The organism is Novipirellula artificiosorum (assembly GCF_007860135.1).
Taxonomy (GTDB): domain Bacteria; phylum Planctomycetota; class Planctomycetia; order Pirellulales; family Pirellulaceae; genus Novipirellula_A; species Novipirellula_A artificiosorum.
The window spans coordinates 798,516-821,969 of the sequence record NZ_SJPV01000002.1 but is presented as its reverse complement, the minus strand read 5'-3'; the positions used below and the strand labels follow the sequence as shown (position 1 = coordinate 821,969).

Annotated in this window: 17 protein-coding genes; 8 read left to right on the top strand and 9 right to left on the bottom strand. The window is 56.0% G+C overall.

Features of this window, described 5'->3' with window-relative positions:
• Positions 1–4: 4 nt before the first annotated feature.
• Complete coding sequence (locus tag Poly41_RS08805) at positions 5–217, bottom strand: hypothetical protein (RefSeq protein WP_146525521.1); 213 nt, start codon at positions 215–217, stop codon at positions 5–7.
• Between the two features lie 416 nt (positions 218–633).
• Complete coding sequence (locus tag Poly41_RS08800) at positions 634–2,040, bottom strand: Gfo/Idh/MocA family protein (RefSeq protein ID WP_146525520.1); 1,407 nt, start codon at positions 2,038–2,040, stop codon at positions 634–636.
• 237 nt (positions 2,041–2,277) lie between these two features.
• Between Poly41_RS08800 and Poly41_RS08795 the strand changes: the two genes are divergently transcribed.
• The 4 genes from Poly41_RS08795 (at position 2,278) to Poly41_RS08780 (ending at position 9,077) form a co-directional block, all read left to right on the top strand.
• Positions 2,278–3,651: a leucine-rich repeat domain-containing protein gene (locus Poly41_RS08795; protein WP_146525519.1), complete on the top strand. Its 1,374-nt coding sequence runs from the start codon at positions 2,278–2,280 to the stop codon at positions 3,649–3,651.
• A gap of 172 nt (positions 3,652–3,823) precedes the next feature.
• On the top strand, positions 3,824–6,205 hold the full coding sequence (locus tag Poly41_RS08790; RefSeq protein ID WP_197231168.1) for a DUF1592 domain-containing protein: 2,382 nt from the start codon (positions 3,824–3,826) through the stop codon (positions 6,203–6,205).
• Positions 6,202–7,572, top strand: coding sequence for a DUF1552 domain-containing protein (locus tag Poly41_RS08785; protein WP_146525517.1), 1,371 nt, complete (start codon positions 6,202–6,204; stop codon positions 7,570–7,572). Before Poly41_RS08790 ends, Poly41_RS08785 begins: the two co-directional genes overlap by 4 nt.
• Positions 7,573–7,640: 68 nt before the next feature.
• Positions 7,641–9,077: an ankyrin repeat domain-containing protein gene (locus tag Poly41_RS08780; RefSeq protein ID WP_146525516.1), complete on the top strand. Its 1,437-nt coding sequence runs from the start codon at positions 7,641–7,643 to the stop codon at positions 9,075–9,077.
• A gap of 270 nt (positions 9,078–9,347) precedes the next feature.
• On the opposite strand, the gene Poly41_RS08775 is transcribed toward Poly41_RS08780, so the two are convergent.
• Positions 9,348–10,598: a S1C family serine protease gene (locus Poly41_RS08775; RefSeq protein ID WP_146525515.1), complete on the bottom strand. Its 1,251-nt coding sequence runs from the start codon at positions 10,596–10,598 to the stop codon at positions 9,348–9,350.
• Positions 10,599–10,737: 139 nt separating this feature from the next.
• Here Poly41_RS08775 and Poly41_RS08770 point away from each other — a divergent pair, with 139 nt between their 5' ends.
• Together Poly41_RS08770 and cdd are read left to right on the top strand one after the other, a co-directional pair.
• Positions 10,738–12,039 carry a thymidine phosphorylase gene (locus Poly41_RS08770; RefSeq protein ID WP_146525514.1) on the top strand — a complete coding sequence of 434 codons (1,302 nt, stop codon included), beginning with the start codon at positions 10,738–10,740 and terminating at the stop codon, positions 12,037–12,039.
• Between the two features lie 329 nt (positions 12,040–12,368).
• Positions 12,369–12,788 (top strand): cytidine deaminase, encoded by a 420-nt coding sequence (gene cdd / locus Poly41_RS08765; protein ID WP_146525513.1) that lies wholly within the window; start codon positions 12,369–12,371, stop codon positions 12,786–12,788.
• Between the two features lie 153 nt (positions 12,789–12,941).
• Here the strand turns inward: cdd and Poly41_RS08760 are convergent, their stop codons facing one another.
• From Poly41_RS08760 to Poly41_RS08745, 4 genes are read right to left on the bottom strand one after another with little or no spacing between them, the layout of a single operon-like run.
• Entirely contained in the window at positions 12,942–15,242 is a 2,301-nt protein-coding gene (locus Poly41_RS08760) for an HlyD family efflux transporter periplasmic adaptor subunit (protein ID WP_146525512.1), read from the bottom strand.
• A 46-nt stretch (positions 15,243–15,288) separates the two neighbouring features.
• On the bottom strand, positions 15,289–16,740 hold the full coding sequence (locus Poly41_RS08755) for an efflux RND transporter periplasmic adaptor subunit (RefSeq protein WP_146525511.1): 1,452 nt from the start codon (positions 16,738–16,740) through the stop codon (positions 15,289–15,291).
• The gene (locus Poly41_RS08750) at positions 16,707–17,651 is read right to left on the bottom strand and encodes an efflux RND transporter periplasmic adaptor subunit (RefSeq protein ID WP_146525510.1); all 945 of its coding nucleotides are present in this window, start codon (positions 17,649–17,651) and stop codon (positions 16,707–16,709) included. The genes Poly41_RS08755 and Poly41_RS08750 overlap by 34 nt, the downstream gene beginning before the upstream one ends.
• Positions 17,652–17,653: 2 nt before the next feature.
• On the bottom strand, positions 17,654–19,378 hold the full coding sequence (locus tag Poly41_RS08745; RefSeq protein ID WP_197231167.1) for a TolC family protein: 1,725 nt from the start codon (positions 19,376–19,378) through the stop codon (positions 17,654–17,656).
• 1,146 nt (positions 19,379–20,524) lie between these two features.
• On the opposite strand from Poly41_RS08745, the gene Poly41_RS08740 reads away from it, so the two are divergent.
• Positions 20,525–20,755 (top strand): hypothetical protein, encoded by a 231-nt coding sequence (locus Poly41_RS08740; RefSeq protein WP_146525508.1) that lies wholly within the window; start codon positions 20,525–20,527, stop codon positions 20,753–20,755.
• 228 nt (positions 20,756–20,983) lie between these two features.
• Here Poly41_RS08740 and Poly41_RS08735 read toward each other — a convergent pair whose 3' ends face one another.
• Both Poly41_RS08735 and Poly41_RS08730 read right to left on the bottom strand, forming a co-directional pair.
• The gene (locus Poly41_RS08735; protein WP_197231166.1) at positions 20,984–21,550 is read right to left on the bottom strand and encodes an AsmA-like C-terminal region-containing protein; all 567 of its coding nucleotides are present in this window, start codon (positions 21,548–21,550) and stop codon (positions 20,984–20,986) included.
• Positions 21,547–22,026 carry a hypothetical protein gene (locus tag Poly41_RS08730; protein WP_146525506.1) on the bottom strand — a complete coding sequence of 160 codons (480 nt, stop codon included), beginning with the start codon at positions 22,024–22,026 and terminating at the stop codon, positions 21,547–21,549. The genes Poly41_RS08735 and Poly41_RS08730 overlap by 4 nt, the downstream gene beginning before the upstream one ends.
• Before the next feature lie 495 nt (positions 22,027–22,521).
• Here Poly41_RS08730 and Poly41_RS08725 point away from each other — a divergent pair, with 495 nt between their 5' ends.
• Complete coding sequence (locus Poly41_RS08725; protein WP_146525505.1) at positions 22,522–23,151, top strand: transposase; 630 nt, start codon at positions 22,522–22,524, stop codon at positions 23,149–23,151.
• Positions 23,152–23,454: the final 303 nt, after the last annotated feature.

Genomic DNA, 23,454 nt, shown 5'->3' with positions numbered 1-23,454 from the left:
ACGTTCACTCCATCGCATCACTCATCCGGTACTGCTCTTCTTCGCTCGGTGGCTCGTCGTCAGCAGTCATGACGACATCAGGATTCTCTTCCAGGTAGGACTGAATTTCGTTGGTAGTCGAATGCGGTCCTGCATCGTCGCTACCACAACCCACTACCAAACCCACAGCGAGAAAAAGACAGAAAAGACTGGCTGCAGAACGAATCGATTTGGGCATTTTGAAGACTCCAAAAGAAATTAAGATTATGAAAAACAACAAAGCGTGTCGTGGTCAGAACCAAATGAAGATTTTGCGCCGCTTCCAGGTTTGGAAGCAACGGCGAGAGAACAACCGCCCCGAACCACTCCCAGAACACTCGTCCGCAAGGGAGGACCGTCCGCAACAACGAACACAGCTTTTTATAGGAACTACCATTAATTGTACACCAATGACCAGCCTCTATCATTGAATCATCTCAGAACGCCTTCTGGAAATCGAGCCACCCCTATCCTAAGCTATTCCCGACAACCACTATCAAGGGGTCGCGATTTCACGTGACGGCCAGCGGTTGGCCAAACAAAAAAAGCCGAGCCTCTTGGTGAAAGAGACTCGGCTTATCGCTTGACGGTGATTCGGCAGAGAAATCCGCGGGACTAGACTTCCCAGCCTTCACGATATTCGCGTTGTACGAACTGGTTGATTTCCGGAACGTTCGGACTCATCAGCTCCTTCGCGTTCCATTCGATTCGCTTGCCTTCGCCGGCACGCAATGCCAGGTTCCCGACGAGAATCGTTTCGGTCAAACGGCCAGCGTAACCGAAGTTGGACAACGTGCCAGGTTCGTACTCGCCCTTGACCGTGCTGACGAATTCCCATTTGTGTCGCTCGTCACCACCCGCTTTGAATGGAATCCGCGGCAACGTTTGCGCAGGCATCTTGTAGTCGGCGAAGTCATCTTCGGGCAACAAGTAATGCTTCGCGCCGTAATCATCAGGTGAGAACAACAAACCTTTGCTACCAACGACCACTGCACCACTGGTTTTGCGACCACCTTCTTTCTGATCCGCCATGCGTTTTTGGAAGGACGCGGGAAGTTGGCTGATGATTTCATCCGGTGGAAGCTCGCCACCGTCGTACCAGTAGAACTTACAGGCGGGCAATCCTTCTCGCTCAGGGAATTCGAACATCAAAGCCGAACTTGCGGGATAGGTTTCGCCTTCCACAATCCCAGGATTCCTTACCGCGGTGACTGCGATCGGGTCCCACAACTTCAATGCCATGACAGGCATGTTCGTCGTATGGCACGCCATATCGCCGAGGGCACCGGTGCCAAAGTCACACCAACCACGCCAATTGAACGAATGGTATTCGCCTTTCTTGAACGGACGCATCGGAGCTGGGCCGATCCAGGCATCCCAGTTCAAGTCCTCGGGAATGGGATCTTCACCGTCTGGGCGCCCCTTGCCTTGCGGCCAGATCGGTCGGTTGGACCAAATGTGGACTTCGGCCACATCGCCGATGCCACCACTTTGAATGATCTCAACCGACTCACGCAAACCGTCTTCGGCCGTTCCTTGGTTACCCATCTGAGTGATCACACCCATTTCGGCAGCCGTTTCTCGCATCATCCGCGCTTCGCGAATGGACCAAGTCATGGGCTTTTGGCAATAGATATGCTTTTTCATACGCATCGCACGAATCGCAGCAGCGGTATGCGTGTGATCGGGGGTGCTGACGGTAACGATATCAACCTTGTCACCCAGTTGGTCGAGCATTTCGCGGAAGTCGTTAAACTGCTTCGCGTCGGGATACTCGCGTCCCTTCTTGGTCAAGGTTCCGCCATCGACGTCACACAAACCGACAATCGCAACGCCTTGATCGCCGATGTGGCTGGTATCGCTACCGCCTTTGCCGCCGACGCCAATGCATGCTGCGGACAAACCTTGCAGCGCCGAATCTTCACCGCGGCTGATCATGGAGGTCCCGGACCAGAAACCAACACCAGCGCCGATCGCTGTGGTTTGGCCAAGGAAGGTTCGCCGTGTACTTTTTCTGCTCATCAAATGTCCTTCGAAAGGTTTAGGTAGGAAAAACGGAGGTGGGATTTTGAAAAGGTTCGCAAAACCGCCCTTCCAGGATACCAAGGGGGCGGTCGAGGGACAACAATCCTGCCTTCTTCATTCTGATGCGGTTTGGGATGAATGACGGAAGTGGTTTCTTGCCAGAATTTGAGCAAGGGCTTAACCTTTCGGTTCCGATTTCGCTATCCCACCGACTCTTTGGAGTATCGACCCACCATGGCCTCTATTGTTACCACGTTCGCGATCGATCGCCGCCATTGCACCCGAACGCTTGCGGTCACCCTTTGGCTTTCCACATTGTCTTGGATCGGATGCGCCCGAGAAGACTCCACTTGCGTTGTGCCGATCCCTGAATCGAGCGTGGAAACCGTACCCGCCCAGCCAGCCGTTACGCCCGATTCACCCGAGGACGTCGCCGCCTTGACCGAGGCGGGGTACTTGTTGAAGAAGAATGTCGCAGGCAATGTGGTCGAATTGGCCGTTGCGAGCGAAGGGCTTGCCGATGGCACCAGCATGGCCGACACGTTGCCGCACCTTGCAGGCTTGCCCAATGTCGAAATTGCGAGGTTCACCGGCCCCGGTGTTACGGACGAAGGGCTGTCGGTCATCGAAGGATGGTCGAAACTCAAACGACTTGACCTTACCGATTCAGCCATCACCGACAAATCACTCGATTCAGCAGGAAAACTCGGAAGCCTCGAAGCGTTATTCCTACGTCGTACGAGTGTGTCAAAAGACGGCCTTGCCAAGTTGTCATCGCTTGGCAAATTGCGAGCGATCGATTTGCGCAACACCAACGTGCAGGATGAAGCACTCGATGAGCTTTCCAAGATCAAAACGCTTGCCGATATTCAGGTTGAAAAATCCAAGGTCACCGACGACGGTGTCGCCAAGTTGGCCGGTTTGCCGTTGAAATCGTTTAATGCCAACTACTGCACCTCGATCAGCAACGAATCGTTGATCGTTCTTGGCGGGATGCCGACGTTGCAGTCGATTCAATTGGACTATACAAAAATCAATGACGATGGGATGAAAGAGTTGGCAGGGCTGTCGAAGCTGACTCGCCTCCGCATTCGCGGCACCGATGTCACCGGCGTAGGATTCAAGGCGATCGCAAATCTCAAAAACCTAAATCGCCTGGAACTGCGTGACTCTTCGATCGATGATGACGGGATGAAGGTCATCGCGTCGTGGCCAGGCGTCGCCTTCTTAGACTTGGCCGAATGCCGATTACTGAGTACCGATGGATTGAAACTGATCGGTGGATTAAAGGACTTGACCTACGTTGGTTTGTGGGAAACCAAGACCGATGACGAAGTTGTCAAGGAATTCGGCAATCTGAAACAGCTGACTGAATTGAATTTGAAGAGTACGGATATCAGTGACGAATCGATCGACGCCTTGATGAAGCTTGAGAACCTCGAAAACCTCAACGTCGCTGGAACTCAATTGAGCGACGATAGTTTCCGCAAACTCGCAGAGCTGCCCAAGCTGAAATACCTCAACGTCGCAAACACGTCCATCGGGTTCGATGTGATCGACGAGTTGGCCGAAAAACGAGCCGACTTGAACGTGATCGAATTCGAATGATCCGCAATCGTGCAGGAAGCTGACGCGTTCCTTTTTTCAGCAGAACAGGATGGGGTCGGCGGATCACAGGGTGGTTTCGAGGCAGGCAGATGCATGCATGCCAACAATTGGGTTGCTGGCAGCTTCACGCTGTTGCGTGCAGCATCGTGCATTTGCCATTACAATGGGGGGCATGAAACATCTCACCTCGATCCTGATCGTCGCCGCGATTCCGACCCTTTCGTTGCCAGGTTACGCAGACGATCTCGCTACGTCGGCGGGCCGGCATCGTGCCGTCAGCACGTTTGTTGAATCGTACTGCATTGATTGTCACAGCACCGACGATCCGGAATCGGGCTTGGTACTCGAAGGTCTGGACGTCGCAGCGGTTGCCGCATCGCTGCCATCGAGTCGTGCCGATTCCGACGTCTGGGACAAGGTCGTCAAGCGGCTCCGTGCTCGCCAGATGCCGCCTGCGGACTACTCGAAGCCAGACGAAGCGGACTACGACAAGGTTCTTTCGACCATCGAGTCGGTACTCGACGATGCGGTCGCCCGTCATCCTACCCCGGGCCGGACCGATTCGATCCGGCGACTCAATCGAGCCGAGTATCGAGCTGCGATCCGAGATTTGCTGGCGCTCGACGTCGATGTCGAATCGTTGCTGCCACCCGATCAGTCGGGACATGGTTTTGATAACGTCACCGTAGGCGACCTGCCACCCGTTTTGCTCAATCGCTATTTGTCGGCAGCAGAGAAGATCAGCCGATTGGCCGTCGGTGGCACCGGCCTCAGCCCCGGTGGAACCACGATCCGCCTGCCTGCGGATCGGTCACAAGAATCGCACGTCGACGGTCTACCGCTTGGAACACGCGGTGGCACGCTGATCCAGCACCACTTCCCCGTCACGGGCGAGTATGAAATTCAACTACGCTTGACGCGTGATCGCGATGAAAACGTCGAAGGATTGCGTGAACCTCACGACATTGATTTTCTGATTGATCGCGATTTGCAGCATCGATTCACCGTCAAGCCACCTGAAGGCAAGGGATACGGCAAAGACGATACGCTGGTGGAGGCCCACCTAAAGAAACGCTTCCGTGTCACGGCGGGTCCGCACCAAATCGGCGTCACCTTTCCCCAGAAGTTTGCTTCGCTTTCCGAAATCAAGCGACAACCTTTCGATGCCAGCTTCAATCGCCATCGTCATCCTCGCCAGACCCCGGCATTGTTCGAAGTGTCGATTGTCGGACCCTTTGAATCGGAAGGCCGAGGCGAGACCCCCAGTCGACAGCGTCTGTTTTCTTGCCGCCCCCAAACGGACGCCGAACCCGATGCTTGTGCAAGAAAGATCTTGGCTCCCTTGATTCGCTTAGCGTATCGACGCCCCGTCACCGAAGACGACATGCTCGTGCCGATGCGATTCTTTCGACAACGCAACGATACCGATGGTTTCGAGGCCGGCATCGAAGCGGCGCTGACGGCCATCTTGGTGAACCCACATTTCTTATTGCGTGCGGAATCCGATCCGAGCGGAATTGAAGCGGGCGAGGTCTATCGCATCTCGGACCTGACGTTGGCGTCTCGACTCTCTTTTTTTCTGTGGAGCAGCCTTCCGGATCAGGCTCTCTTGGATTTGGCAGAAGCTGGCACGCTTCATCAGGATGAAGTGCTGGTGTCGCAGGTTCAACGAATGTTGAAGGATGAGCGGTCACAGTCCTTGGTCGAAAATTTTGCGGCTCAGTGGTTGTATCTGCGAAACTTGGATTCCGTGCGACCGGACATGCGAAAGTTTCCTGACTTCGATGACAATCTTCGCACTGCGATGCGTCGTGAAACCGAGTTGCTGTTTGAATCGTTGATCCGAGACGACCGCAGCGTGTTGGAGTTGATTCGCACCGACACGACCTTTTTGAATGAGCGGTTAGCGAGGCATTATGGAATCCCCGGAGTCATCGGCAGCCATTTTCGGCCCGTCACGGTCACGGACGCACAGCACCGTGGCGGTATTTTGCGACACGCCAGTATTTTGGCGGTGACATCCTACGCGACCCGAACCTCACCGACCCTTCGCGGCAATTGGATCCTGAAGAACATCCTCGGCACACCGCCGCCGCCACCACCACCGAACGTGCCCAGTTTGCAAGACAAGGCTGCGGCAGAACGTTTGACCGTCCGTGAGCGGCTGACGTTACATCGAGAAAACCCAGCCTGCGCCGCCTGCCACAACTTGATGGACCCGGTCGGTTTTGCACTGGAGAACTATGATGCGGTCGGTCGTTGGCGGATCTTCGAAGACGGCCAAGGCGTTGACGCGTCGGGTGCCATGCCGGACGGAACCAGCGTGGCAGACGTTTCCGAATTAGAAGCGGGCATCCTCTCGCGCCCCGACGTTTTCATTAGCGCACTGACCGAAAAACTGCTCACCTTCGCGCTCGGCCGCGGCGTCGAATCCTCGGACGGGCCCGCTGTGCGTCAAATCGTTCGACGTGCAGCCGAGGACGAATACCGTTTCTCATCACTTCTCACCGGCATCGTATTGAGTCCCCCTTTTCAATTGAGGATTTCCGAATGACGTTCAACCAAAACGCCCTCTCGCGGCGAACGCTTTTGCGAGGCGCTGGCGTCGCGTTTTCGTTGCCTTTACTCGATGCGATGATTCCCGCAAACACCGCATTGGCCGAAACGGCCGCGGACGCTTCGAAGTTGCGCCGACTAGGGTATGTCTACATTCCGATGGGATTCAATCCACGTCAGTGGACACCGGAGCATGATTCGTCGGACCCGCCCAGCAACGACTCCCTTGGTTCTCTGCCGTTCACATTGCAGCCGCTGGAAAATGTCAAAGATCAAGTGACGGTCGTGACCGGGATGGAGCTGCGCAACGCCTATCCCGGATCTCACGCGACGTCCAACGCCGCGTTCTTGAGTGCAGCACGAGCGAAACGTACCGAGAGCTCCGACTACGAGCTTGGCGTGACCGTTGACCAGATCGCCGCCAAACACTTCGGGAGCCAAACTCAATTGGCTTCGTTGGAATTGGCCATGGACCTGCTGAATAACGTGGGTCAATGTGACAATGGATACGCATGTGCCTATCAAAACAACCTCTCCTGGTCCTCACCGACGACACCGTTGCCGTCGGAAGCTCACCCGCGAATCGTGTTTGAGAGTCTTTTCGGCGAAGGGGGCTCGCCCATGCAGCGTCGTGCGGCACTGCGGCGACGATCCAGTCTGCTTGATGCCGTCGCCGAAGAGATGCAACGGTTCAAGAAGCAACTCGGTGCAAAAGATCGCAACAAGGTCGATGATTACTTTGACAGCGTTCGCCAAGTCGAGCAACGGATTCAACAAGCCGAGGCAAACGTTGCTGACAATCCGCTGCCCGACTTGGATCGACCGGTGGGTGTCCCCGCCGCCTATGCCGACCATGCACGATTGATGTTTGATTTACAGCTATTGGCATTCCAAGGCGACATCACGCGAATCGTGTCCTTCCAATTGGCTCGCGAAGCCAGCACTCGGTCGTATCCGGAAATCGGGGTCCCTGAGCCGCATCATCCCGTGTCGCACCATGGCAAGAATCCCGAGAAGCTCGAAAAGATTGCCAAGATCAACCAATTCCATGTGTCGCTGTTTGCAGAGTTTTTGGAGAAGATGGCGGCGACGCCCGAAGGGAACGGATCCTTGTTGGACCATTCGCTGTACCTGTATGGCAGCGGGATGGGCGATTCCGATGCCCACGATCATACCGATCTTCCGATTTTGGTTGCTGGCGGAGCCGCAGGCAACATGCAAGGAGGCCGCCACATTCGTTATCCATCCCCCACACCGTTGGCGAATCTTCACTTAACCCTGCTGAACAAAGTCGGGGTTGAAATGGATTCGTTCGCGGACAGCGATGGAACGGCATCCGAGTTGTTCGAACCCTTGTCGGTCTAGGCCACGCGGCGCTGCGATTCCATCCACCCGACCTTTGCTCTTTTCGAAGACGTCTCGACAACCGCCCTATGAATCTCGCCATTCACCTTCGCCTCCTCGCCACAACCTTCGCGATCTGCGTTTCGGTCGTTCGCGCGGAGGATTCATCGCCGATCGCCGATGCAGCACAATCGCAGCAGTGGCAACGTGTCTCGGACCTGATCTCCCAAGGCCATTCCCCCAGCGATCCGCAACCCGATGGGATGACCGCGATCCATTGGTCCGTCTTTCACCAAAACGTCACCACAACCCGACAGTTGATCGAAGCGGGTGCGAATGTCAATGCAACCACTCGATACGACATCACTCCGTTATCGATTGCTTGTTCGGCCGGCAATGCCAAACTCGTCGGCACATTACTGGAAGCGTCCGCTGATGCGAACGCGACTCAAACCGGTGGCGTGACACCGCTGATGCTTGCGTCAAAATGTGACAATCCTGTATCGATCAAGTTGTTACGCTCACACGGAGCGGAACTGGAGGCGACCGAACGACGCGGGCAAACGGCGATCATGTGGGCAGCCGCGCACGGCAACTTTGCTGCCGTCGATGCACTGTTGACCGAAGGTGCGGATCCAGCGGCAACCAGCAAAGGTGGCTTCACTGCCTTGATGTTTGCCGCTCGCGATGGCCACCCGAAAATTGTCGATCGTCTCATCGAAGCAGGAGTCGACGTCAATGCAGCCCTACCCGCCACAAAGTCTGGTGAGCGTGCACCGCGAGCGGGAACCTCCGCTTTGATTCTGGCAGTCGAGAGCGGCCATTTTGAATTGGCCATGCAGCTGATCGGCTACGGGGCCGATCCGAACGACCAACGTAGCGGGTTCACACCGCTGCATGTCCTCACTTGGGTTCGCAAGCCGAACCGCGGCGACAACCCCGATGGTGACCCGCCTCCAAGAGGCTCAGGAAACATCACCGATTTGCAGTTTGTGCGGGCATTGGTCGATGCCGGTGCGGACGTCAACCGGAAACTCGAATCCGGCAAAGGTGGACGGGCGGTGCTGAACCCTCGCGGAGCCACACCGATGTTGTGGGCCGCCAAAACCGCCGATCTGCCGCTGATGCACGTGCTGTTCGAGCTCGGTGCCGACCCGATCCTTGGCAATGTCGAGGGCTGCACTCCGCTGATGGCCGCAGCAGGCGTTGGCGTACGGGCGGTCGGCGAGGAAGCGGGCACGGAGAGAGAGGTGCTTCAGGCATTGGAGTTCTTGATTTCTTGCGGGGCGGACGTGAACACCGTCGATGCCAACCAAGAGACGGCCATGCATGGAGCCGCCTATCGCAACTTCCCCGCCGTCGTGACCTACTTGGCTGCCCACGGCGCCGATCCGGACACTTGGAATCACAAGAACCAATCGGGCTGGACGCCGGTGATGATCGCCCAAGGCCATCGGCCTGGCTCGTTTAAACCATCGCCTGAAACCGTCACCGCGCTGGAATTGGCCCTGAAAACGTCGCCATAGAATCGACTCGATGCTCTCGGATCAAGTCGTCTTCATGGATCGCAGCGTGAAGCGACACGACGGCAACTTCTCTAACCCATGCTCGATCCGGCGGCTAGAGCCTGAACTCCGACGCGCTGGAGTCGTAGCCTTTAGGCGACTGCGGTTGGGGATGCTTGCTCACTCGGGCGGCTAAAGCCTGAACTCCAACGCGCTGGAGTCGTAGCCTTTAAGCGACTTCGGTTGGGGGCTTGCTCGGTCGCATGCTGAAGCGTGAACTCCAACAGCACTTCATTCCTCCAAAGCAGCGGCATCCTCGTCTTCGTCAGTGCCAGCCTCTTCGCTAGCTTTCTCTTCCTCACCCTCAGCTTCCTTCTCGCCCCCCAGCGTTGGGTCCTCAAGCGTCGCAAGTTCCACCGTCAACACGATCTCTTCGCCCCTGCGATAGATCTTCACCTCTTGAGTTGAACCGACCGGTTTCCGCTCGACGACTTCTTGCAACGTGCTTGGCTTGCGAACTCGCTCACCGGCGAACTCCAAAATCACATCGAGCGGTTTTAGTCCGGCGCGATCGGCTGCCGATCCTTCGATCACCTGGTAGGCAACGACCCCTAAACCAACGGGAAGTTTGAAGATCTTTGCATTCTTTGGATTCAGTTCCGCAAGCACGATCCCGATCGCTGCGCGGCGAACCCTTCCATGGTGGTCCAATTCATCCGCAATCCACTTGGCTTGGTTGATCGGAATGGCAAATCCGATGCCTTGATAGCCACCGCTTCGGGTCGCGATTGCCGTACTGATCGCAATGGCTTTGCCATCCAAGTCCACAAGCGGGCCCCCTGAATTCCCCGGATTGATTGCGGCATCGGTTTGCAACAACCGTCCTCGACGAATTCGCACCAGCGTTCGATTCTTGGCACTGATGATCCCTGCACTGACGGTCGCCTCGAGTCGAAAGGGACTGCCGATCGCCAGGACCCAATCTCCAATTTCCACCCTGTCGCTGTCCGCGAGCCCGGCTGCTTGAAATGGTTGCTCCCGTTCAATGCGAACGATGGCGATGTCGCTATCCGGGTCGCCGTGCACTTCGCTCGCTTCAATCTCGGTTTCGTCCGCCAATTGAACCACGACCTTCTTCGCCCCGGTAATCACATGGTTATTGGTGATGATCAAACCACTGGGGTCGACAATCACCCCCGAGCCAAGTCCCGTCAATTGCAACGAGTCGCCATCGACGTTTTCCCGAGGCGGTGGCGTCGGTCCTGGTTGATCGGTGTCGGCATCCGCTGCCTCTTGCTGGCCATCGGATTCGACATTTTGGCCGTAGGAGTAAACCGTCACGACCGACGGGGTGGCTTGCCGTGCAGCCAACCGAAACGCTCGGGACAGCGCACGGGGTCCAGCCTGGATATCTTGGGCGCTTTCCTGATCCAAACCCTCCGCGCCGAGTTCGTCTGCCCGAGCCACGGTGGAGACGAAAAGCAGAGGTAACAGACAGAGCAACAGCGCGGTCGGAGGAAAGCAAGGAAGACTTCGGTTCATATCAGTTCTTTTCAGTAGAAGAAAGCGATCGGTGTCGCCATCGGATTGCGGATGCCCTGTCAAGCAAAATCCAATATAACGAGTGAAGCGATGGTATGTTCAGTCCATGGCAACCCGTTTTCTCAAGGATCGGTTCGCGATGATTCCTGCATCACTATTGGCAAAAAAACGAGAGGGTCAAGTTCTCAACGAACAAGAAATCTACTTTCTGATCGATGGATTTTGCTCGGGCTCGGTCGCCGACTATCAAATGTCCGCTCTTGCGATGGCAATTTGTATTCAAGGGATGGATGCTGCGGAGACTCGTTATCTGACCGCCGCCATGGTGGAATCCGGCAACCGTTTGCCCCGAACAAGCGACCGCCCGCGAATCGACAAACACAGCACAGGCGGGCTCGGCGACAAAATTTCACTGGTCCTGGCGCCGCTGCTGGCGACCTTCGACGTGGATGTGCCCATGATCAGCGGCCGAGGCCTTGGATTGACCGGAGGCACGCTTGATAAGCTTGAAGCGATCGAGGGATTCCAGACTCAACTCTCGACCGAACAATCCAATAAAATCCTTCGCCGGGTCGGCGCATTCATCTGTGGTGCCAGCGACGAGATTGCTCCGGCGGATCGACGCTTGTATGCCATTCGCGATGTCACCGGCACCGTCGAGTCCATTCCGCTGATCACCGCCAGTATTCTTAGCAAGAAAATTGCCGCGCGGCTCGATGCCTTGGTGATGGATGTCAAAGTGGGATCGGCTGCCTTTATGAAGACCGCAAGCCAGGCTAAGGAACTGGCCAACACGATCATCCAAGTCGGTTGCGAATCGAACATGCCAACTACCGCCATTGTCTCCGACATGGACCAACCTCTCGGCGAAGCGGTCGGCAATGCGATCGAAGTGAATGAAGCGGTCGCGGTGCTCGAGGGGAAGGGCCCCAGCGAGGTTCGCGAGTTGACGATTGAACTTTGCGCCAACGTACTGATCGCAGCGCAAGTCCTTCCGCAACGAGACAAAGCCATTGAGCGTCTCAACCAACACCTGGATTCGGGAAGTGCGAGAGAACGATTCGAGCAGATAGTCCGGGCACAAGGAGGAATCGATCGCTTTCCGCTTCCGCTGGCGCCGCACGAAACGATCGAGGCGGAGGCGAATGGATGGGTCGAGAAGATCGACTGCGAGAAGATCGGACAGATCTTGGTTGAAATGGGAGCAGGGAGGAAGCGAGCCGATGACAAGATTCGCGCCGACGTGGGCGTGCGAATCCACGCCAGAATTGGTGACAGAACCGAGCGTTCCCAACCCCTTTTGAGCGTTTATGCCCCCCACGCCACTCGCTCAGATCACGTGGAAGCGTTGCGCCAGGCGATCCATGTGGGGCCCAATGAGATCCATGCGAATCCCCTCATTTTAGAAAGGCTCAACACTCACACCGGCAAGTCGATTTGATACAATGAGGGCGGCGGCTGGATGCTGCGGAATGGCTTTTCCCCCTGTCCCTTTTGCACGAGTGCTTTGTTCAGGTCCCGTCTTAGCTTGTCCTCGGAAAGGGGGGGCGTATTTTGGGGTCCTGGCACCCTTTCTAACCAAAGTGGTTTATCCAAATTTGGCGGTCAACGAACACACGAGTGGACCGTCATCATTAAAATTTAGGGTAGTGGATTTCGCCAGAAATCCGTAACTCAAATGTTCGAAAGGACTTCTGGCGAAGTCCACTACGTCCCAACTCGCAGTTTTTACCTTGACGGTCCACTCGTCTAATGAATTGAGCAATCGCGATGGCAGAGTTACTGAAGCCAAGAGACATTGAACGACTGACTCATGCCGCAACCATGGTGCGCGACCAAGCGTACGCGCCTCACAGCCATTTCTACGTCGGTGCGGCGCTGCTGATGGATGACGATGTCATCATCGTGGGCTGCAATGTTGAGAACGCCAGCTATTCGATGTGTTTGTGTGCCGAGCGGGTCGCGGTGGCCTCGGCGATCGCGGCGGGATATCGAAACTGGCGTGCGATCGCAGTCGCCAGTGTCGGAGGTGTCACGCCCTGTGGTGCCTGCCGACAATTCTTGATGGAATTCAGCAGCGACTTGCCTGTGATTGTCACCGACGTCATCGATGGTACTCACCGCGTGCTGCGTCTTGCCCAATTGTTGCCCGACGCATTCGACGGATCGCGATTGCCATCACATCCCTAGGAAGGCTAGCCCGGATGATTCGTTGGAGTGGTAGGCTTTAGCCGATTGCGTGCTGGATCCTTGCTGAATCGGCTTAAGCCTACGACTCCAACCTGCGCAGTCTGTTTTTTAGTCAATCGGTGTAAGCTGATTGCATACAAGGGGTTACAGGGGTCATGGTCGTTGGTTCATGGCATCATAAAACCGCGACAACAGCGGCCGAGTGTCGGGAATAGTCAGAGTACCGATCTGGCCGGCGCGGACTTCCCCACTTGTGATGGGGTCGAGTTGGGTGATGCTTTCCAGATGGGGTTGGACGAGTCGAACTTGGTTTGTCTCATTCGGTGCTGGCTCAACCGCCAAGGGGCCACCCGAGGTCGCGGCAAAGGCGGGATGAATCAGGCTGCGAAACGCACGCGGACGCAGCGACGCTGGGGTCGCCTTGATCGACTGACCTCCCCGCAACCGAACCGTTGTCGCCAAACCCTTCGCGGCGGCGTGCTGATACGCGTCAAGGTCGTCTTCGGGAATGGCTGCCAAGAGCTCCTTTTCGTTGGGGTCCGAGACACGAAGCAACTCGAAGCCTTGCGAAACAAAGCGTCCCGGCAGCGTATCGATCTGCTTGCCAACGACATAGCCGTCGCGAGCCGCGATCACCGTCAACTGCGCGACTTGGTCGTCAAGTTCCTGCAGCTGGCGAGACAACGAATCAGCGTTTTCCGTAAAGGCTGCCGCTTTGGACAATTGCCCTTGGCGACGAAATTGTACCGCTTGCATTTCTGCTAGCTCCGCTTCATCTGCTATTTTGTCGCGACGAATCACCAAATCGGGATCCGTGAGCTGAACCAGCACCGTCCCTTTCTCGACATGCTGACCACGGTGGATGTAGACGCTCTCGACAAACGCATCGCTCGGGGACCGCGCGACTTGCTCGTCTTGAAACCGGACAACCACCGGAACTCTGCGGTCCAGCGGTGAGTTACTGGTACTTAAGTTTGGAAGGACGCTGACGATTAACGTTGCGTAGAACAACAACCGACTTCGATAACGATTCAGCCCAAAACGCTCGGCAGGCGCCAACCGCCAAACCTTGTAGATCCATTGCATTGCCGGTAGAACAAACCACATCAAGAGTGCAGCAACCGCCAACAAGATCCCCAATCCTTTGGCCCACATCGCCACGCCTAAGATCAGTCCGCTCATCCATACGATCTGAAACAAAACGCTGCACGCAGCATGTGCCGATGCAAAGCTCCGCCGCCATCCAACCATCAGCGATCGACTTTGAGGTATCCCCAAAAGCATCCACTGCAAAAAGCCGGTGAGATCACGACGGCCATGCATTCGCAGGTTGGGGATCTCCGTTAGATCGGACACGACATAGTATCCGTCAAGTCGCAGGAGAGGGTTGGCATTGACAAGCAACGTTGCAGGACCAGAAATCAAAAAGAACTGTGCAGCCAGATGTTTCAGATAGCCCTCTGGCATCATCCACCATGTCCACGCGGCAACCGAAGCCATTGCCAATTCCAAATAGACGCCTCCGAGTGCTATCTGCACTCGTTGAAATCGGCTCTTTAAACGCCATGCATCGGTCACATCGACGTATGCCAAAGGGGCAAGAAAAAAGAACATGATCCCCACACGACCCACGTAGACACCATGATGCTTGGCACAGATCGCATGCCCTGCTTCGTGGACCATCTTCGCGAAGCACCAAATCAAGATCATGATTGGCCATAGATGCGGATCAAACAAATGCCGCATTTCGGCTGCAAACGAGTGCCAGTGTCCATAAACAACCATCAACCCACTCGCGACGCATCCCCCCCAAATCGCAGCGCCGAGGGGTGAGAACAACCGACCCAATCGTCGCTCCAATTTGGTCGCAAGCCAGTCGCCATAAAACAGCGGGATCCGTTGGCTGATCAGCAACGGCAAATAGCCTAGTGTTCTCTGCAATCCGCTCACAGCCGCCGCTGGCGCCGGAGGAGGAGACGGCTCCACCGGCCCGGGAGTTGGAGGAATCGAAGCGGTCGGCCGCTCGTCGCGTGCGGTGAAGCAAGTCGCCGAGGGGCATTCCTTGGAACGATCCGTTTGAGTTTCGTCGGTTTGACAGGGGGCCAACGACGCAGGCCTATCGATTGCACCGGATTCCGCCGTCGATGCCCTTTGGGTCGCCGTGACCGGTTCGCTCGCAACCACAGCAAGGTTGCAGCGCATCAGTTGAGCAATGAACCGCGCAACATCTTCGGCCGACCAATCGATTCCATCCGCAACCACGACGGCATGAACGTCCGTGACACCGTGGATCCCATCCAACAATGTCGCGACCCGGTATTCCTCAGGCCCAAACTGATAGAACTTCCCCGTCGCTTGGTGATGCGCAACGTAAGCGGTTCGTCCGCCGATCTCGCGAGTTGAGAATCGGACGTCACGATCAAGTTTGACGGTTGTTGAAGGAGTGGGATTCATGATCTCTGCTGCAGCAATGCCTCAACCTTTCTGACTGGAATCTCCGTTAGTACCCGATCCACCACAAAACCCTTTCCACTTTTCCTCTCACCCAACTCCAAATCCAGGGGCGCACGGGACCAAAGGTCGTTGCATCGCCCTGCATACCCGGTCTCAACTTCCCGTCTTCATTGTCGACTTCGATCCGACCGATGAAGACGTTTTCATCGTCGCGAATTTCCGCAGAGGGATACAGGTCGTCTAGCTCCAATTGCATCGATGGGCCACCGATTGCAGCGAACCGAACTCGGGTGGCCGCGTGCGTTTTGACATAGCCAATTTCGTGTGCCGGTATCTCCACTTCGATCGCAACCTTCTGCATCGGCGATATTTCAAATAGCGTCTGGCCGAGTTCCAACGGAGCACCAACGTATTGCTTCAATTCGCCACTGATGACGACTCCATCGATCGGGCTCACCACATCCAATCGATTCAAGCGATCCGAGATCAGCTCAAAGGTACGGCTCAATTGACGTTCACGGAGCTTTGCTTGCTGCGCGTCTGCGATCCGTCCGGTTGCGAGTGCGGTGTCATGCTCCTTGCAGACTTGCTGGATCTCCGACTCAATCGCCTCTCGCTCAAGCCGCAATGGCCTGCCATCGAGGCTGGCTAAGACCTCGCCCACCCTGACCGTCTGCCCCGGCTTCACAACGGCCGACAATAAAACGGCTTCGAAGGGGGCTGCGACGAGACGCTGCTCCAAAGGCTGCACTCGGGCCAGGCAAGCGACTCGATAATGAACCGGCCAGAACGCCAACAGACTGAAGGCCAGCACCACCACGCCAGCGACCGCTAACGTGCGGCGTGTCAGATTCCGGATCGCCTTGGGAGCCACTCGATTCGGACGACTCCAAAAAACCATGGCGACCGTGCCAGCAACCGTTTGCAGCCACTGGGAAAAGACGTCCTTCGCTGCCACCGGATGTACCCAAACCACACATTGCTGGGACGAATCACCCTGGGGAAGGCAGAGGACGATCGCCGAATCCTTCCGAAAAACTCCTGCCGGTCGGTCCGCTAAATCGGGCCACTGCTTGGCGGCCTGCTCTCGAGGTCCGCTTTCCGGTGCAAGCCACCCCAACCGCTGATCATAGAGCCGCCGGAGCTTCGAATCTCCCAATCCACAGCGCACCGTTGAGTCGGGAAATCGTCTCGAGATTTCTTGAGTGAGCGTTTGAACTGCATCCGTTCGAGTCTCCGCCACGGCAACTGCGCGGATGACCTCGAACAGTTTTGCCAATTGCTCGGGTGGTTGGTGATCGGTCGTTGCCGCAGATCGGAGCGGAATCCCGCTGGGTTGCGTTGAGCATCGCGCAGGGGCCGTCGACGGCTTTGGCGCAGCAGCGACCGACGGCCCCATGTTGCCGGTAAGCGAGACGTGCAGCATCGAGTCGGTGTTAAACGAATCGGTCCTCGGATACGTGCTCACCGAGATCGTGTCTCCTGATTTGAAAGCCATGCGGGTGTTGGCACCAGCGAAACGGAGGGTTGGGCATCCGGCGAGATACTCAAAGTGCAACGATCACCCGCACGGAGTGAGTGACTTGAATTGTCAAGTTCCACCCGAATCTGAACGGTTCCGCTTTCACCATCGATATCTGGCGCGATCGATTGGATCTGAGTTGCGATGGTTGATCCGGTGCTGCGCAAGTAGACGCGTCCGGGCGATCCCACTCGAATCATCCCAATCTCCTCTGCGGGAACGTTGAAGACACCAATCAATTTGTCGATCACCAGCAATCTCGCGATCACGGCATCACTCGGTGAGACATACTCGCCCGGTTCGCGATACAGGTGCGAGATCACGCCTCGCTTTGGAGATCGAATTTGGCGTCGCTCAAGTTGCAACTCATATCGCTGCAGTTCCAACAATCGTAATGCTGCTTGCTCGCGAGCCGTCAAGTCTCTTGCTTGCGAGATTTCAAGGTCGGCCTCAGCCCGGCGAAGCTCATCCGGTCGAGCCATGTCTTTTTGCTGCAGTTCACGCAGGATCACGGCACGCGATTGTTGTAACGACAATTCTGCCGCCGTCGCATCGAGGTTCCCTTTCATCTCTGCTTGCAACCGTGCGATCTGGACCGCGCTGCGTTGAAGGTCGTCATCGAGACTCGCAATCAACTGGCCTTGCTCAACAACATCACCAACCTCGACCAACATTTCACGAAGCAGCCCGACATCGACGGCCGCGACCATGACGTCGCAATCGGGCTCGGTGAAACCATCGTAGACAAGCATCCGCTGCGCGGATCGCCTGACCGCTTGAGCGTGCGTGTTTTCTGTGGCACCGACCGCACAGACCATCAACATGCCAAAACAGCACGCTTGTCGCATCGCAAAGCCTAGCGGTGTCCAATGATTCAATAGATTCATGCTCAATACGCCTCTTCCAAGTAGTTATCCGTGAGTTGGGACTCACCCAATTCGCTTGGTTGTTCAATCAATCCAGCATCGAGAATCAAGGCCCGAGTTGGCACGGGAACCGGTGCCGGCAACTCCACCCCCTCCGCTGTTCGCGACGGATGGGGATAGGAGGGATGCAGCAAATGACCGCGGTCCGAATCGGTGTCGGTTCGATCGGGAAATGCAGACAATGCTTCGGAAACGGGAACCTGAAATGCACTGATCTGATTGCCATGATCGCATCGCGAGAATTGGATTTCCTCGTGAGTCAGTAAGGTTCCCATGGCTTGCTGCAACTCGACCAAGGCAACGAGATACTGGACCTGTGTGGAGACCCATTCTCGCTCGGCATCCGCGCGTCGCTGCTGTGCGTCAAGCAGATTTTCCAGCACCAAACCAACACGTGAACCATCACCGCCCACCATCAACCATCGCTGCGTCAGAATCGTTTCTTCTTCGATGGCCGCTTCGACCAGCTGCCGCCGCGTTTGTTGACGCTGGATCGCGGTTTCAACGCGAATCAACGCCGTCTCGATTTCGCTCCGTGTGGTCTGCATTGCTTCGCGTAATTCCTCGCTTTTTTGGCGATACCAAAACATCGATTCTCGGTACCGCGATCGTGCGTATCGGCGTCCACGAGGCAATTCGTACTCGAGCCCCGCACTGACCCCTGGTTGGAAGTTCGAGAACTGATCACCAAACGATTGGAAGAAGTCGTAGTCTCCATTGAGTCCCGCCAAGTAACCATCGACAACGGCATTCAACTGTGGCAACAACTGATTGCGGCTGATTTGCAAGGCCAATGCGGCCGATTCAAGCTCATGAGCCGCCGCACGTATTTCCGGCCGACTTTCCAAACCTCGCTGGACCGCATCCCGTAACGTCCACGGAAAAGGAGCAGCAAGGGGAGGATCGGTCGGAATCATTTCCAACCGGCTTTCCGCGAGAACCAACTCGGGGCTTCCCACCAAGGCGGCTAATCGGGCCTGTTGCCGACGAACCATCGCTTCCGCTGAGATCACTTGATCCTCGCGGCGAGCCAAACGCCCGCGAACCTTCGCCATCTCAATGCGACTGGAATCAAAGTCGCTGCGTCCCTCGATCACTCGTTCCACTTCTCGGCCGCGCTCAATCAATTGTTGCTGCTGCAAAAAGTGACATCGAAGCTCATACAAACTCCAATAGGCAACAATCACCTCGGCGATGCGTTTCTCAACCTCGCTCCGCATGTCTTGCCAGGAAACTCGCGAATCGATTCGAGCCTGAGTCAATAGACGCTCGGTATAAACTTGCCCGCCACTTGCGAAGAGCGGACGCGACAAGCCGATGCTTAGCCGCGAGTTGCCCTGGTTGGTGGGATCGAAGAACAGACTGTTGCTGTCCAGCGTCCCAAGTTCCTGTGACAGGTCCATAACGGTACCGGCGCGGGTCGTCCGCTGAACCGAGGCACTGGCGGCAACCGAGTCTTGAATCAAGCGGCTTGGACCACCGGTGGTCAACGTATTGCCGACCGGGTCATTCGTTCGCGAGCCACGGGTCTCAAATAGCAAGGTGGAATCAAACGCCGAATCTTGTTGAATCACCTTTTCTAAGGCCATGCTCGTCCGATAAGAAACGCTTTGGATCCTCGGGCTATGTGCCAAGGTATCGAGTAAAACCGTGTTGAGATCAAAGGAAACAAAATGTGGCTGGGGCATGATTGGCCCCGAAATCGACGCGTTCCACCATTGGAAATCTCCCCCTCCGTACGCCTCGCTCGCTACATTTTGGGGCGTTGAAGCTTGCCCTGCCGTCGCTGGCGTTTGCCCTTTGGATGATGGCGCAATGCTAGCGGTCGCTGCAAAAGCAACGATCGCTAGCATATATGCCGTCAATAGAGTGGGGCTTCTCAAACGCATCCCAGATTAGCCGGCGTGCGATAAACGAATGCGGACCTTGCGCAAAGTCCGCTTAATCATTGCATCGGCCGATGGCGCCGCAACCGTTGCAAGGACAGCGTCGAAAACGCCGGACTCCCCCATAAGTGGAGTCGTTAATCGATGCTGCCCATACGATCACGCTAAACGGAACATTCGGACACCGAGTGATCAAACGGTCGCAGGGAACGTGCAATTTATAAGTAGCGGCACTCTGTTTACCGCGAGGGACCTTCGAAGAAGAACTTTCGGATTTCACTCTCCCGCTTCGAGGTCGTGCAGTTCTTAAGTTGTAACTAAATCAATGTTTAGGTATCCAACCACCTCCTCCCGCTGCGCGGCTCGTTGTACCGCGTATCTCGGGTGGTGTCTAATACATCTGCGGGGTAGGTGACGAGATTTCGCTCTGGACTTTCGACAAACCGCTGCGAATGATTGTTGCCTTGCGGTTCGCGCTGGTGCTGCGAACATGGGAAAGCCTGTTGCACGGAGGTGCGGTTCATGGGTGCGGTGGCTCTCGGACTCCTCGGTCAAAAAACCGGCTCATCCGACCGAAGCGCGCGGAACCCAGACTCAAGGTTTTTTGGAGGTATGGCTCCGGTGTCCAATGATCTCTTAGAAAAGAGTCCCCGACGGTCGGTCGTCCGCCGGGAAACGGTAGCACCCTTAGCGCACCGTCGACCGGGATATCCCTTGTCAAGTTGCACCTCTGCAGAGCTCGACTCCGTTTCTCCCGGCAACTGTACGATAACAAGTGAAAATAGCTCCTGCCAGCAATGATGGGACATCGGAGAGATGCCTCGAAAACCTCCTGCGCACGCTTCCGCCGGATGAGCCAAAAAACCTATGTGCGTTAGAGCCTCAGCAAGCTTACACCTTCGCAAAAATCGGACAAGCGACGCAGTACCCCCATCTCCGAGAAGGAAAGTGTTCGTTGGCTCGAAGGATCTACCCCCGAGCGTCCGCGTCAACGTGGTGCTGTGCGAAGAGGTCAATGTACCCGAAGGGGAGGATCCGATTTGCTGGATGCTGGTGTCCAACTTGCTGACGCACCTCCGTTGCATCCGACAGCAATCGATGCCCGCCGGCGGGCAATGGCAAACCAAGCGAGGCGAGTGTCGAGCATCCGCTGCACACCGCGCACACGAGCAGCAATGACACCGAGACTTGGATCACCGCTGCGGTTGAATCCGTCTCACAATTCTATCCTTCGTTTCTTGGGTACTCGTGGACCGTCAGCATTAGATTTTAGGGTAGTGGATTTCGCCAGAAATCCGCAACTCAAATGTTCTCAGGGACTTCTGGCGAAGTCCACTACGGGTCAACTCGCAGCTTTGTCCTTGACGGTCCACTAGTAGGTTTTGTTCAGTTCGAGCGTGTTCTTCTTCAAACCAGACAGGTAGGTCGGTTCCAGAAAAAACTGAATCGCTTTTTGTCCAAGTGTTTTCCCGGATTCAGCCGAATCACGGGACTGGATGCCGTTCCACCAACATCAACGTGAATCACTCGGTCCCGCAACGCGTCGTTTGCCTTGGCGATCAGCGCCACGGGCGCAGGAACGGCTAGCATCAATGGCGAATCCATTAAGCTCAGCAACTGATCCGCCGGCCCCTCTTGCCCGGTCGTCGCGGTAACTTCCATATCCAATCGCCCGCCGATCGTCGTCGTCCCCGTGACCAGCACCTGGGTGTTCGACGCCGAAAGCAAAAACGGGTCAATGTGAATCAATCCCCCGCCAATTCGTCCTTGAATCGTGCCATCGCCCTCGGCCCCTGAGAAAGCGACGCTCGACAGCTGAGTCAGGTCGCTCAAGACGGGGATTTGCGGTGCCTTTGCCTTCGACAGCGTCGCCTCAAAACGGCCAGCGAAGTCGTTGATCGAGCGGGCTCGACGAGCGTGAAGCCGCAGACTTCCATCGATCACACCCGCTCCGGCTGACCTCGGACGCGTCAACTTGCCGACATCAACGCGGGCATCGTGCGTACGCCACTGAACCGACCCCGTATGTGGAATGGCCGTCTATCCGTTTGATGAACGACGACACGAGCGTCGTTGACCATCAACAGGTGGAAGGGGACGGAGACGGATGTTTCGGATTCACCCTCCGATTTTGGGAATTGGCTGACAAGTTTACCGTCGCAATCAAATCGCAAATGCAGAGTGGGCTCGCTAACAAGGACCCGGCTCGCCCATTTTCCATGTCGAAAACCGTTCCAAAGCGATAGATCGATTTCGGCTCGCTTAAGCGTTATTTGACGCAGAGTGGTATCCGCAGGTTCGCGGACGTCAATCGAATCAACGACAATGCTAGCGAATCCCAATTGAATGGATTCGATATTCACTTCGCAACCGGTCACCGTTTTGGCAACGAACTGGGCCAGTTCCGTGGCGATCCAGTTTTTCGCGCAGGCGCAAACGACAAGCATCATCGCGATCGATCGAATCCAGCCACGTTGTCTCTTCTTTCGCGGCTCCATCCTTTATCGCTCTCTCGTGAATTCGTGATCAAACGGCTCGCTCGATGAGAGCATCTACGAAAACGAGTGTTCTGATGTCAACGTTGGATCCGGTGAGCGGTCGTGACGTGTAGGTCACGAATCGAGCGCACGTTGGAGTTCAGGCTTCAGCCGCCCAAGCGCATCCCGAAAATCGCCTAAAGGCTACGACTCCAACGCATCCCGCAAATCGCCTAAAGGCTACGACTCCAGCGCACGTTGGAGTTCAGGCTTCAGCCGCCCGTCCGAGCAACCTGCCCCGATCGCAAATCGCCTAAAGGCTACGACTCCAACGCATCCCGCAAATCGCCTAAAGGCTACGACTCCAGCGCGTTGGAGTTCAGGCTTTAGCCGCCCGTCCGGGCAAGCAGCCTGGATCTTTGCTATCCTAAAAGTACTTGGCAGCAACACTCTACAAGGTGACTCACGATGTCTCGCGATCGTGGTTCGATGTACCGATGGCGACAGATGACGTCCGACCAGCGTGCGGAGGTGCTCGCGGATCGAATTGCACATGATCTTCCTGTCCACAGTCTCGCGCACTTCGAGAACAACTCGACATCGTACTATCTGATCACCGCGGCTTGTTATGAACACAAGCACATCATTGGAAGGTCTCCGGCAAGGATCCAGGCGTTTGAGAGAGAGCTCGTTCAGCTGCTGGATGATGAATGTCACCAAGTGTTTGCCTGGACGGTGCTGCCAAATCACTATCATGCGTTGGTGGATGCACCGAGCATCCTCGACGTGCTGCAATCGCTTGGGAAATTGCACGGTCGGAATTCATTTTTCTGGAATGGAGAAGAAGGTGCTCGCGGGCGCAAAGTATGGTGTAACGCGGCTGAGACCGCGATGAAATCGCAAGGCCACTACTACGCTTCGATGAACTACGTTTTGCACAACGCTGTCCATCACGGTTACGTCGACAAATGGACCGATTGGCCATACTGTAGTGCCACCGAATACCTAGAGCGAATCGGACGAGAGAAGGCATTGCAGATTTGGAATAGGTATCCAATATACGATTTCGGAAAGGATTGGGATCCAGCGGATTTGTGAGTCTTCGTTGGAGTTCAGGCTTTAGCCGCCCAAGCGCATCCCGCAGATCGCCTAAAGGCTACCACTCCAGCGCACGTTGGAGTTCAGGCTTTAGCCGCCTGACCGAACAAGCTACACCAACCGCAATCGCCTAAAGGCTACGACTCCAACTCCAGCCGCAATCGCCTAAAGGCTACGACTCCAGCGCACGTTGGAGTTCAGGCTTTAGCCGCCCGTCCGAACAAGCTACTCCAACCGCAATCGCCTAAAGGCTACGACTCCAACTCCTACCGCAGATCGCCTAAAGGCTACGACTCCAACTCA